General features: G+C 70.9%; 12 protein-coding genes and 2 pseudogenes. 8 read left to right on the top strand and 6 right to left on the bottom strand.

Translation table 11 applies throughout. The features are described from left to right. Together H3H34_RS12770 and H3H34_RS13805 are read left to right on the top strand one after the other, a co-directional pair. Entirely contained in the window at positions 1–468 is a 468-nt protein-coding gene (locus tag H3H34_RS12770; protein WP_194745686.1) for a (2Fe-2S)-binding protein, read from the top strand. A gap of 24 nt (positions 469–492) precedes the next feature. Next, the gene (locus tag H3H34_RS13805; RefSeq protein WP_235945967.1) at positions 493–1,668 is read left to right on the top strand and encodes a class I SAM-dependent methyltransferase; all 1,176 of its coding nucleotides are present in this window, start codon (positions 493–495) and stop codon (positions 1,666–1,668) included. 302 nt (positions 1,669–1,970) lie between these two features. Here the strand turns inward: H3H34_RS13805 and H3H34_RS13800 are convergent. From H3H34_RS13800 to H3H34_RS12740, 6 genes and pseudogenes are all read right to left on the bottom strand, one after another. Next, positions 1,971–3,062: pseudogene (locus H3H34_RS13800) on the bottom strand (ABC transporter substrate-binding protein); the annotation flags it as partial. 155 nt (positions 3,063–3,217) lie between these two features. After that, positions 3,218–3,997, bottom strand: coding sequence for an ABC transporter ATP-binding protein (locus tag H3H34_RS12760; RefSeq protein ID WP_194745684.1), 780 nt, complete (start codon positions 3,995–3,997; stop codon positions 3,218–3,220). After that, a complete protein-coding gene (locus tag H3H34_RS12755; RefSeq protein WP_207790949.1) occupies positions 3,994–4,881 on the bottom strand; it encodes an ABC transporter ATP-binding protein in 888 nt (295 codons plus the stop codon). Before H3H34_RS12755 ends, H3H34_RS12760 begins: the two co-directional genes overlap by 4 nt. 56 nt (positions 4,882–4,937) lie before the next feature. Beyond that, a complete protein-coding gene (locus H3H34_RS12750; RefSeq protein ID WP_194745682.1) occupies positions 4,938–5,804 on the bottom strand; it encodes an ABC transporter permease in 867 nt (288 codons plus the stop codon). Continuing rightward, on the bottom strand, positions 5,801–6,745 hold the full coding sequence (locus H3H34_RS12745) for an ABC transporter permease (protein ID WP_194745681.1): 945 nt from the start codon (positions 6,743–6,745) through the stop codon (positions 5,801–5,803). The genes H3H34_RS12750 and H3H34_RS12745 overlap by 4 nt, the downstream gene beginning before the upstream one ends. Further along, positions 6,742–7,350 (bottom strand): UbiX family flavin prenyltransferase, encoded by a 609-nt coding sequence (locus tag H3H34_RS12740; RefSeq protein WP_207790948.1) that lies wholly within the window; start codon positions 7,348–7,350, stop codon positions 6,742–6,744. Before H3H34_RS12740 ends, H3H34_RS12745 begins: the two co-directional genes overlap by 4 nt. A 359-nt stretch (positions 7,351–7,709) precedes the next feature. Here H3H34_RS12740 and H3H34_RS12735 point away from each other — a divergent pair, with 359 nt between their 5' ends. The 6 genes and pseudogenes from H3H34_RS12735 to H3H34_RS12710 all read left to right on the top strand — a co-directional run. Then, on the top strand, positions 7,710–8,039 hold the full coding sequence (locus H3H34_RS12735) for a hypothetical protein (RefSeq protein WP_194745679.1): 330 nt from the start codon (positions 7,710–7,712) through the stop codon (positions 8,037–8,039). A gap of 1 nt (position 8,040) precedes the next feature. Continuing rightward, positions 8,041–9,168: a relaxase/mobilization nuclease domain-containing protein gene (locus H3H34_RS12730; RefSeq protein ID WP_194745678.1), complete on the top strand. Its 1,128-nt coding sequence runs from the start codon at positions 8,041–8,043 to the stop codon at positions 9,166–9,168. 137 nt (positions 9,169–9,305) lie between these two features. Then, complete coding sequence (locus tag H3H34_RS12725) at positions 9,306–10,055, top strand: hypothetical protein (RefSeq protein WP_328832088.1); 750 nt, start codon at positions 9,306–9,308, stop codon at positions 10,053–10,055. Continuing rightward, complete coding sequence (locus H3H34_RS12720; RefSeq protein ID WP_194745677.1) at positions 10,052–11,263, top strand: M48 family metallopeptidase; 1,212 nt, start codon at positions 10,052–10,054, stop codon at positions 11,261–11,263. The genes H3H34_RS12725 and H3H34_RS12720 overlap by 4 nt, the downstream gene beginning before the upstream one ends. After that, positions 11,251–11,841, top strand: a complete 591-nt coding sequence (locus H3H34_RS12715; RefSeq protein ID WP_194745676.1) for a hypothetical protein — start codon at positions 11,251–11,253, stop codon at positions 11,839–11,841. Before H3H34_RS12720 ends, H3H34_RS12715 begins: the two co-directional genes overlap by 13 nt. A gap of 349 nt (positions 11,842–12,190) precedes the next feature. Further along, positions 12,191–12,328, top strand: a pseudogene (locus H3H34_RS12710) (IS5/IS1182 family transposase); the annotation flags it as partial.

Raw genomic sequence — 12,328 nt, 5'->3', positions numbered from 1 at the left:
ATGACTCGGTATCGCCTGCAGGTGAACGGGCGCATGGTCGAGGTCGAGGCCGACCCCGCCATGCCGCTGCTGTTTGTCCTGCGCGACCGCCTCGGCCTGCGCGGGGCGAAATATGGCTGCGGTGCTGGTCTCTGCGGCGCCTGTACCGTGCATGTCGACGGGCGCGCGGAACGCTCCTGCCTGCTGCCAGTGGATGGCCTTGTCGGGCGGGAGATCCGCACGATCGAATCGCTGGACCAGACGCACCCCGTCGTTGCGGCGTGGATCCGGGAGGGCGTGGCCCAATGCGGCTACTGCCAGCCCGGGCTCGTCATGGCAGTGACCGCAGCAATCGAAGAGCATGGCGCCCGCGGGGTGGACGCGGTCATGGACTCCCTGACCAACATCTGTCGCTGCGGCACCGCCCCTGCGGTCCGCCGGGCCGTCGCCTCTCTTGTTGCTGCCCGGCTGCCTTCGCGCCTAGCATGATCCTGCCTGCCTAGGAGACATCCGATGGTCTACAACCTCTATCACGAGATGCTCGCCCGGCCGACGGGCGACGAACTGGCCCGCCAGCGCTTTGTGCTGGCGCTCAAGCGCCATCTCATGAGTAGGCTCCGGCCCGGGGTTGCCGTGGCGTGGGAGATGGTGGCGCGCCCAGCCTTCCGCGCGATGCATGGGCGCGATCCGTCATCGCGCGAGGAGGCGGAGGCGGCGCTCGATGAGGCGGCCCACTACCGCTATGCCAAGGCGATCAACCGCATCAGCCAAGAAATGATGTGGCAGGCGGTCGGTGAGACCGTGTATCGGGAGCTCGACCGGCTGGAGAGTGCCGCAACGCGGCTCGCCGCGAGCTCGACCCGCCGCGGCAGCCTCACGCTCGACCCCGCGTTCGCGCCCGATCCGGTCTATCAGGCGGTTCCCATCCACCTTCAACCGGAGGGCTACTGTCCGCCCGATCCCGATGGGCGCAGCGTCGTCGCCGGCGCCTTCTATGAGAGCGGAGGAAGGCTCTATTCGATGGGGCGGGGCATGGCCCGGGAGGATTCGAAGGCCGGCGCCGTGCTCGCCTGGCTGCGCGCGCATCATCCCGGCTTCCGGCCGCGGCGGATGCTCGACATGGGCTGCTCGGCCGGCGGCGCCAGCGCAGCCTGGGCGGCTGCCCTCCCCGAGTGCGAGGTGCATGCCATCGATCTCGGTAGCTCCATGCTGCGCTATGCGCACGCGCGCGCCGAGGCGCTTGGCGTTGCCGTGCATTTCCGCCAGGCCGATGCGGCCGCTACGCCCTACCCGGACGGCCATTTCGACCTCGTCGTCAGCCACAACCTGTTCCACGAGGTGAGCTCCGCGAAGCGGCGCGCTATCGCCGGGGAATCGCTCCGCCTCCTGGCTCCCGGAGGCCTGGCCCTCCACCAGGACGTGGACCTGCTCTTCCGCGGAAAGGAGGCATGGGAGGAGGCCGAGAGGGCCTACGATCTCCGCTACAACAACGAACCCTTCTGGCTTGACTACGCCACCTGCGACTTCGCCGCCGAGCTCGTCGAGGCCGGATTTGCGCCCGAGGACGTTTGGGAAGGCCGGATCGGCAAGACGGCGGGTCCAGGCCACTGGTATCTCTTCGCTGCAGCGAAGCCGGCGTGCGCCGCGGCGGGGGAGGCGGGAGACAGGGCGCGGGCCGAGGCCGCCTGAAGCCCCGGCGCCAGGAGGGTTGGAGAGCGAAGGGCAATGCGCTCATAGCGCGGGACTCGGTTCGCGATCTCGACCGGGCCGGCAACGCGGGGGGCCACACCGACCAGATCCACTTGCTCAACGAGGAAGAGCGCGGGCCAGCTTTCCCGCGTCCGCCTTGCCAGACGGAACAGGAGGGCCTCTCGGCGCGCCGGATCGATCTCGGCACTTGCCGCCCGCAGCAGCGGGACGGCAGCCAAGTCGCAGAAAAAGGCCGCCGGCCGGCGCAGGCAGGAGAAGATCTCCATCGGGCGCTGCACGTCGTTGGCGGGGGCCGCGTTCCACGAGAGCCCGAAGGCGTCACTCGTCCACGCGTTGCTTAGGAACCTGCGTAGGAAGACGGGAAAGGGAATGGTCGCGAGCTCGAGCCTGACGCCGACCTCGGCGAGCTGCGCTGCCGCCGCCTGGTAGATGAGGGAATCCGCTGGCAGGGAGCCGACGATGACCTCGGCCCGGAGCGCAAGGCCCCGCTCGTAGCCCGCCTCTGCGAGAAGCGCCTTCGCGCGGGCCGGATCGTGAGGAATCGGGGGCAAGGTCGGGTCATGACCGAAGGTGCCCCGCGCTGCCGGCTGGCTTGCCGGAAGCGCAAGGCCATCGAGCAGGATCCGGGCGAGCGCCTCGCGGTCGACGGCAAGGTTGAGCGCCTCGCGGACCCTCGCGTCGGCAAGAGGCCCTGACCGTTCCTCGACAGGAAAGGCGATCGACATGACCTGCATCGAGGGTGCGCGCATGATGCGGACGCCTGCCTCGCGCATGCGCACCCGGTCCTCGAGACCGACCCGCGCGAGATCCACATCCCCAGACATGAGAGCCTGCTGCCGCACGGCCTCGTCGGCGAGCTCTATGATTCGCAGACGCGGCGTGACCGGCTTCCGCCACGCGTGGGCATTTTCGGCCAAGCGAATCTGCCGCCGGCGTTCGTCGATCTCGATGACGCGGTAGGGCCCAGTGCCCTCCGGTTTACGGGCGAAACCCTCTGGGCCAAGGCGTGCCCAGGCGCCAGGTGCCGGAACCAGGAGGGAAACCAGCCGCTGCGGCAGGATGGCGCTCGGCTGCTTCAGCACGATACGAACGCGGTCTGGCGCGAGCGCCTTGACCTCGGCGACATCGCGGAAGCGGCCGCCCATGAAGGTGGCCTGGCCAGCCTGACCGGCCAGCCAGCCGAAGAGAGCCACCACGGCCTGCGCGTCGAACGGCTCGCCGTTGGAAAACCGCACATCGCGGCGGAGCGAGAAGTCCCATGTCCGTCCATCCGTAGTCTGCCAGCCCATCGCTAGCGCCGGGACAACGCGTCCCTTCGCGTCGAGAGTCGTTAGCCCGTCGAAGATCGCCGCCCAGGTCGCGGCCGAGGGCATGCCCTCGGCCTGGAACGGGTTGCCGAGCGAGGGCGGCAGCGAGGGCACCGCCACCCTGAGCTCGTCGGGGGGAGGCGGCGCGCGGCCGCAGGCGCCGAGGAGCAGGAGCAGCAGGCCCGAGAGGAGCGCCGACAGGGACAAGGCAGGCGATCGGCTCACGGAGGGCTCTCGAGCACGTCGAACGGGTCAAGCCGGGCCATGCACAGCTCACGGGTGCGCGGATGGCCGGGGTGGCGGGCGAGCGCCATCGCCGGCCCGGCCTCGACCAAGCGGCCGCCGTCGAGTACCATCATGCGGTCGGCAAGATGGGCCATCAGCGCAAGGTCGTGCGAAACGATCAGAAAGGCCGTGCCCGTCCGCTCGCGGATGGCAAGCACAAGGTCGGCCATCTGTGCCTTGACCGAGACGTCCAGGGCCGACATCGGCTCGTCGGCCAGGATGATCCTAGGCGACAGCGCGAGCGCGCGCGCGAGCGCAACACGCTGGCGCTGCCCGCCGGAGAGGCTCCAGGGCCTAGCGCGGGGATCGACGTGGCCGAGGTTCACGAGGTCGAGCATCGCGCGCGCCCGCTCCGCAGCCTCGGCGCGATCCATGCCATGTGCAAGGAGCGGCTCGGTCAAGGTCTCCAGGATGCTGAGCCGCGGGCTGAGTGAGCCGCCCGCATTCTGGAACACCGGCTGGAGATGGCGCCAGATCTGCCGCCGCTCGGCGCCGTTCGCGCGCGTGGCGTCGCGCCCGGCGACGAGGATCCGCCCTATCGCCACCGGCACCAGCCCGAGGACAGCACGAAGGAGCGTGCTCTTGCCCGAGCCCGACTCCCCGACGAGGGCGACGATCTCGCCCTCTCCGACTTCGAGAGAAACCGATTGAAGCGCGAGAAACCGCCCGTACCGGACCGAGAGCGACTCGACGGCAAGGACCGGAGGCGCCGTCATGCCGCCTCCGCCACCGGATGGTGGCAGGCAACCAGCCGCCCCGCCCCGAGCGCGCGCAACGGTGGAGCGCGCTCGCAGGCGCTGCTGCGGCGCGGGCAGCGTGGCGCGAAGCTGCAGCCCGGGCCTCGGTCGTCAGGCGAAGGCGGCGCTCCCGGGATCGGACGCGGGCGCGCCGAACCATCGAGGCGGGGAACCGTTGCGAGCAGCGCGGCGGTGTAGGGGTGGGCGGGAGCGGCCACGAGCCCCCGTGTGGGGGCGTTCTCGACGATGCGGCCCGCGTACATGACCGCGATTCGACGGCAGAGGCGGGCCGCTGCACCGAGGTCGTGGGTCACGAAGAGAGCAGCCGCGGACCGTGCCCGTTCCGCCAGAAGGTCTAGGATCCGAAGCTGGACGGTGGGGTCCAGCGCTGTGGTGGGTTCGTCGGCGATCAGCAGCCGCGGGCGATTGACGATGGCAAGCGCAATCGCGGCCCGTTGCCGCTGGCCGCCCGAGAGCTCGTGCGGATAGGCCTCGGCAGCCCGGTCCGGGAGCCCGACGTCGAGGAGGGCGCGCCGCGCGATCGCCCAGGCGTCGGCGCGACCCGTGCCGCGATGGCGGGAGACGACTTCGGCAACGAGACTTCCCACCCGGCGCACGGGGTTGAGGCTGGCGTAGGGATCCTGGAAGACGAGCCCGATCCGGGCGCCCAGCCAGCGCCGGAGTTCGGCCGCTTGATCATGGGGGATCGACTCCCCATCGAGCATGGCCCGGCCTGCCGCGAGTCGCGTCCCCGGCGGCAAAAGCCCGGCGATCGCGAGGCAGGTGAGCGACTTGCCCGAGCCGGACTCGCCGACGATGCCCGTGAAGCCCCCCGGCTCGGCTACCAGGTCGACAGACTCCACCAGAACGCGGTCCCCTGTCGCAACCACCAGACGCCTCACGGAAAGCCCGTTGCCGCTCATCGTCGACCATCTCCGGAGCGACCGGCGAGCCGGCCTGCGAGCGCTTCGCCGAGGCGGTTCACGGCGAGCACGGTCCCGGCAAGCGCTGCCGCCGGCGCCAGCATCATCCAGGGCGCATCGTGGAGATAGGCCCGGCTTTCCGAGAGCATCGCGCCCCAGGCTGGAAAGCCGAGCGGCGCACCGACCCCCAGGAAGGCCAGCGCGCTGGCCGCCACAAGCATGTCGGCGAAGTGGAACAGAAACAGTCCGCCCAGAGAGGGCGCGACCGCCGGCAGCAGGTGGCGCAGATAAAGGCTGACGGGGCGGACGCCGGCGATGCGTGCGGCAAGCACATAGTCCCGCTGGAGCGCCTCGGCGGCCTCGGCAGCAAGGACACGGGCGAACACCGGCCAGCCGAAGAGCCCGAGGACGAGGATGACGGTTACGGCCCCCTGGCCGAGGCTCGCGACCGCACCAAGCGCGACGACGAGGGCCGGGAAACCCTGGACGAGCGCCACCAGCTGGAGCGCGCCGCGCCGGACGAGGGGCCCTCCCTCGACCGCCAGGATCCCGACGGCGCAGCCGATCGCGAAGGCCAGGAGGGTCGCGCCAAGCCCGACTCCGACCGTCCAGCCGGCTCCGTCGACGAGACGGCCGAGGATGTCCCGGCCGAGCTGGTCCGTGCCAAGCCATCGCCCCGGGGACGGCGGCAGAAGCCGTCGCTCAAGATCGACGGCCGTGTCTCCCGCGCCAAGGGCGGCAAGGACCACGACAGCGAGTGGGATCGCGAGCGGCCGGAGGAACCATTGGCCGGGGCGATGGTGACGGGCCGCATCCCCATCGAGAGCGGCGGCTGGGTCGGCGGCGGAGGCTGTCTCGCTCATGCCGCGGCCGGTCTCCTAACGCGGGGGTCGACGATCGCGACGAGGGCGTCGGTGAGCGCGTTGACGGCAGCCACAAGGAGCGTGATGACTACGGTTGCCGCCTGGATGATCGGGTAGTCGAGGGTGAGCGTCGCCTGCAAGAGGAGCCGGCCGAGGCCCGGCCACGCGAACAGGGTCTCGATGACCAGAAGGCCCCCGGCCAGGAACGCGAACTGTGCGCCAACGAGCGCGATCGCGCCGATGAGGGCGTTGGGCAGGATGTGCCGGAGAAGCACGTCTGCCTCGCCGGCCCCGCCTGCACGCGCGGTGCGCACCCAGTCCGCGCTGCGCGCAGCCGCGACGTTCCCGGCGACCATGCGGATGAGCTTGGGGCACAGAAAGAGGGCTACCGAAACCACCGGCAGGATCCAGCTCGAGGGACCCGACTGGCCGATGGCCGGGACGAGGTTGAGCCCTACGGCGAACAGCTGGATGAGCAGCAGGGCCACGACGAAGCCGGGGGTGCCCTGAATCAGTACCACGCCCTCCATCACGAGGCGCTGCGGCCCGCGCTCGGGGGCCTGCCCGATCCAGGCGCCGAGCGGCACGCCGACGATGATCGACAGCAGGATCGCGAGAACGGCGAGCCCGAGCGTGGCCGGGAGCGCGTCGCCGACGGCCGCCAGCGCATTCTGGCCGCTGCCGATCGCGGTCCCGAAGTCGAGCGTGAGCGTGCGCTCGACGAAGCGCAGCGCTTGCTCGGGCAGCGGCCGATCCAGCCGCCATGCGCTCCGCACCGCAGCCACGGTCTCGGGATCGGCGTCGGCACCGGCCAGTGCCAGCGCCGGGTCGCCGGCGAGCTGCAGCAGGCCGAAGAGCAGGAGGCTAAGGGCGACGAGCAGCAGCAGGAGCTCGGTGGCGCGCGCCACGAGCCGCCTAGCCAGCCGGGCTAGGAGGCTCACGCGCCTGCGCCGGCGCGATCGGCCGGCGCGATCCCATCCCAGGCCGCGCCGAACCCATGCGCGATCTCCATGAGGTCGAGGATGCGGTGAACCGTCTGGTCCACCATCTGGCCGATTGTCTGCGGGTGGAAGTAGAAGGCGGGAACCGGCGGCAGGATGATGGCCCCTGCCTCGGAGGCCTCGAGCATCCGCCGGATGTGGCCGGTGTGCAGCGGCGTCTCCCGCACCACTAGCACGAGCCGGCGGCGCTCCTTCAGCATGACGTCGGCCGCGCGCGTGACAAGGCTCGAGGTGACGCCGGTCGCGATCTCGGCAAGCGTGCGGATCGAGCAGGGCGCGATCGCCATGGCGTGGGTCCGGAACGAGCCGCTTGCAATCCGCGCTCCCACATCCGCCGCCGAGTAGAAGAAGTCGGAGCGCTGACCAAGCGCCCGCGCCTCGATCCCGAGCTCCTGCTGCAGCGCGAGCGCGCCTGCCCTGCTCACGACGACATGGGTTTCGTGGCCGAGCTCACGGAGGAGTTCAAGAAGCCGCGCGCCGTAGACGGCCCCCGACGCCCCGGTGATGGCCACCACGACCCTGCGGGGAGGCGGGGTTCCACTCATCATGTCGTCATTACAAGCAAGCCGGCCCGAAGTGCAAGGCGTGCTGCGCGTGCCTCGCTGCGACATCCTCGTTAAGGGCCGGCGCCCGGCCCCGGAAGCGGCCGGGAGGGCAGCCCGATCCGAGCCCTTTACCCCTCCCTGCCGGTTGGCTCCGGCATGGCCCTCAGCGCTGCCCTGACCGGTCCGCCGTGCCGGCCGACCCCGGACCGCTGCGCCGACCTTCTGGCCGACCATGTCCACGACCACCGCGCGGCTGGCATCCAGAAGGCAGCATGGACCTCGCGTGGCCACGGCTGGCCCCGCGAGGTCGGGAACGCCGCTCGGCGCTGCGCGGCTCGCGGCGTGGCGGGAGGACAGCGGTGAGCGGCGGCCGGGCGCGGGAGGGTCTGCTGCGCGTCCGCATGACCCGGCAGGAACTCGAGGACGCGGAGCGCAGGGCGAAGGCGCGCGGGTGGAGCGTCTCGCAGCTGGTGCGCGAGCTCCTCGCGCGGGCGGACGAGCTGCTGCCGCTCTCCGATCCGCGGGACCCGGTGCTGCCTCTTCCCCGCCCGCGCGACCCGCTGGTGGCGCTGACCGCCACGCTGGCCCGGCTCGAGGCGGCCGGCCGGGCCGATCCGGACCTCGTCGCCCAGCTCGAAGCGGCGGTGGAGCGGCTCGTGCTCGCCCACGCATCTGCAAGGACGCGCTGACATGGGCCATGTCATCAAGCGCATCTCGGGGGCAGGAAAGGCTCCCGCGCCGATCTCCGCCGCGGCATCGGCAGCGCGCCTCGTCGCCTACGTGACCGGCCACGACGGCGCGGTCGGGTCCGCGGGGTCGCTCCTTGCCTATGTTGCGGACATGCACGGCGGGGCGGCCGGGGCCACCGTGCCGCACCGGGAGCGCGTGCTCCACGTCATGACGCGGGGCGGGCTTGCCGGCCGGAACCCGAGGGTGTGGGCCGCGCAGTTCGACGCGCTGATCCGCGACGTCGGGGGCAGGCCGCGCGCCGACCCGGTGCAGCACTGGGTGATCTCCTTTCGCAGCGGGGAGGCCCCGAAGACCCGGGCGGACTGGGAGCGGCGGCTCGACGACTGGCTCGACCTGATGGACGCCCGCGGGCTGCCGGTGGTGGCGGCAGTCCACGGCGACACCGACAACCCGCACTGCCATATCGTCCTCAACCGGGTCGATCCCGTGACCCGCGAGATGCGACCGGTGGGTGGCGCCTGGCCCTTCCGCCGGGCCCAGCAGGTGGTGGCGATCCTCGACCGCAGGTTCCGCCTCTCGCCCGAGCGCGGCACGCTCCGCGCGGCCGCCCGCCAGAGCCCACAGCCCGGCTGGACCGGCGAAGGGGTGTGCGAGGATGCCGGCAACGCGCTGCATCGGGAGCACGATCGCTTCGTGGCTGAGACCGGACGGCAGGAACGCGCCCGGGCGCAGGGGCGCCCCGTCGCTCCCCCCGGCATGACGCTGGACGGGGCCGGACAGGTGGCCCGCATCCTGCGCGAGGCGGCGAGCTGGCCGGAGCTCGGCGAACGCCTCGCCGCCTGCAGCCTCACCCCCGAGCTCACCCGCGGCCCGAAGGGCGGCCGCGGCCTGCGCCTTGCCGCGACCGACGGCTCGGGCGGCTGGCCGCTCTTCGCAGCCAGCTCACTCAAGAATCTGTCCTCGGTCATCGGGAACTCCTCTTCGTCACGGTCGAGTTGTGGAAACTCCACAATGACGACAAGCCCGGTGGCCGTCAGCGACGCTGCATTCCGGGGGTGGGACATGCTCCACCCACGCGAACACATCATCGCCTGCACCAGAAAGATGTACTACGCGCACGGGTGCTAGCTGCTATCGTCCAGAGGGCACAGTGCGTCGTGTCCCAGGTTGGATTCAGAAAGGGTTCCCCGTAGGAGGGAGCCATATTTGGTCGACACGACCTTCGCCGGCTGCTAGCTCGACACCTGGCTTTGGGGAGCAAGCGAGTGCGCGGAGGCATCATCATCGGGTTTGCGACCGTCTTTCTCCTGGCGGCAACCCCCGCCACCGCCCAGCTCGGGACGACCAAGACCGCGACGATCCCAGGCTTCGAGCCGCGGCCGGGTGCCACCGTCATCTTCATGCGACCAAATATCCGGGTTGGCGAGGTTTCGACCGGCGGCCTGTTCGAGCCGGACCGGGAGTGGACCGAGCAGGCCCGGCGCAACCTGGGCGCCGCCCTGGCAGCCGAGAAGGCGGCAATGGGGCTGCGCACGGTGGACGAGGAGGAGGTGCTGATCGGCGCCGATCCGGCGCTCATCGACCAGTATCGCCACCTGTTCCGGGCGGTGGCGACCGCGGTCATGGAGTATCAGTTCTTTCCCGGTAACCGGCTTCCCACCAAGAAGCGCGACAAGGGTCTCGCCTACTCGCTCGGGCCCGGGATCGCCCGGATCGCCGAGGGCACGGGCGCTGACTATGCGCTGTTCGTCACCACCGAGGATCATTATGCCTCGGGAGGGCGCAAGGCCGCGGCGATCGCTGCCGCGGTGCTGTTCGGCGCCTATGTGCCGACGGGCACCCACCAGGGCTATGCCGGGTTGGTGGACCTCAAGACCGGCGATCTCGTCTGGATCAACGCCGACCTCCAGATGGGTGGCGACCCGCGCGAGCCGGACGGTGCCAGAAAGCGCGCGGGGCAGCTGCTGGCCGGCTTTCCGCTCGCTGCGCCGGCGCCCGCGCCTCAGCGACCGTGATCCGTCGCGCGGCGCTCGGCCTGCTGCTGGCGCTGGCGCCCGTCTGCCCCATGCCGGCGGCAGCCGCGGTGGAGGAGAGCAGGCCCGCCCCCGAAGCGGCCCCGGAAATCGTCGTCGTCGGCCCGTGGCAGGGCATTCCAAGGCCGGTCGGCCGCGACGAGGAAGGGCTGTGGGCCGAAGCCGACGAGATGGAGCGCCGGATCGCCAGCTCCGCCCGGCGGCTGAAGGACAAGGCGCTCGAAGCCCATGTGCGCGGCGTGCTGTGCCGGACGGTGGGGGACGAACGCTGCCGTGACGTGCGGGTCTACCTGATGCGGGTGCCGCTGTTCAACGCGACGATGCTTCCCAATGGAGCGATGGAAGTCTGGACCGGCCTCCTCTTCCGCACCGCGAGCGATGACGAGCTGGCCGCAGTGCTGGGCCACGAGTTCGCCCATTTCGAGCGCAGGCACAGCCTTGCCGGCTATCAGCGGGCGCGGCGCAACACCGATGCCGCAGTCTGGCTGTCGATGCTGGGCGTGCCCGTGGTGCCCGAGATGTTCATCATCGGCTGGTTCGGCTTCAGCCGGGAGCAGGAGCGCGAGGCCGACCTCTTGGGCGCTGCCTACCTCAGGCAGTCGGGCTGGCCCGGGGATGCCGCCGCCCGCCTCTGGCAGCGTCTGATCGGCGAGGCGCGCGCCACCGCCACCGGTCGCGGCCGGAACCCCGACCGGCTGCTGAAATCCGGGATCTTCGACACCCACCCCGGCATGCGCGAACGTGCCACGTATCTGGCACCTGCTGCGGGCGCGAACCAAGGGATCCGGCCGGAATCGGTGGTGTCGCTGCGGACGGCGCTCAGGCCGCACTGGGGCGACCTTCTGTCTGACCAGCTCGGCCGCAACGACTTCAGCGGCACTGACTTCATCCTCGAACAGCTGAACGCCATCCTGCCCGACCCGGACCTGCTCTATGCGCGCGGCGAACTCTATCGCCGGCGCGGCCATCCGCGCGACCTCGAGACCGCCGCCACGCTGTTCACGGCGGCGCTCGCCATGCCGGGCGCGAGGCCCGAGACGGCGCGGGGCCTCGGGCTCGTCGAGCTGAGGATGGGCAAGCGCGAGTCCGGCCTGTGCCATCTTGCCGCCTATCTCGGCGCCCGGCCCGACGCGCCGGATGCCGCCGTGCTCGCGCCGCTTGTGAAGGACATGCCGCCATGTCAGCCGTGACCCGCCTCGCCGCCGTTGCTGCCCTACTGCTGGCCGCGCCCGCAGCCGGCTCGAACAGGCTGGTGCCCCCTGGCACGCCGGTCACAGTCGCGCGCTCGGCCATGAAGGTCACGCCGCCCGTCGAGATGAACCGCCTCGGCGCCCGGCCGGGCCGGCAGGCCGAGCTCTGGACCCTCGATGGCCTGCCGCTCAACCGCTTCCTGCTGGTGGCAGGGGTTGCGGCGGGGCAACCGATGCTGCGCGAGCGAGACCGCAAGGACAGGCCGCTGCCGCGCTTCGATCCGGCGGTCGATGCGACCGGCCTGTTCGACTTCTTCTCGCAGTCGCTGACCGCCGAGATCCCGGGCGTCACCATCACGCTCGTCGCGCTCGAGCCGGCCGAGCGCGGCGGCTGCTCGGGCGTGATCGCGAGCTGGCGCGCTGTCACCACCGAGGACGAAGTGGAGAGGAGCGGCCGGGCGCTCCTGTGCATCCGCAACGCGCAGTTTCACGCCGTGTCGCTCCTGGCACCGAGCCTCCATTATTTCGAGCGCGACCGGCCTGTCTGGCAGGCGCTGGTCGATTCCGTCCGCTTCTGATGGAACCAGCGCGCACCCAACCCAGTCTACGAACGGGCTTGCCACAAGCGGCCCCCGCTCTGGATCCGCCGGTTTCCCTCGGCACTTGGCGCCGACAATGTGTTGCATGGCTGACAGGCACCGCAAGCCGCGCTTGCCGCGGCTTGGAAGACAACGAGCGAAATGACAGGCGATGACGAACAGAGGTCCGACCAAATCTCGACACCACGGCTTTCGCGAGGCTCACGGCCTCAACGATACGGCAAGGTCCCTTATCGCTCATAGAATCCCGAGTGCGGTCCTTAGAGCCTGTTTGGAAAATTGCTGATGGGGGATTCCCATGGGCTGTTTGACGTGATTCAAGCTGCGGATGTGGACGCAGCGGAGCCGTGGCCGGATGGCCGAGATTGTCAGGAAGACGAGGCGCTATCCGTTGGATCTGACGGACGAGGAGTGGGAGCGGATTGCGCCGCTGATGCCCCGGCCCGGTCGGCGCGGTCGTCCGCGG

The sequence above is a fragment of the Thermaurantiacus tibetensis genome (assembly GCF_015354055.1).
GTDB classification, from domain to species: domain Bacteria; phylum Pseudomonadota; class Alphaproteobacteria; order Sphingomonadales; family Sphingomonadaceae; genus Thermaurantiacus; species Thermaurantiacus tibetensis.
This window is presented reverse-complemented; position numbering and strand designations above follow the sequence as displayed.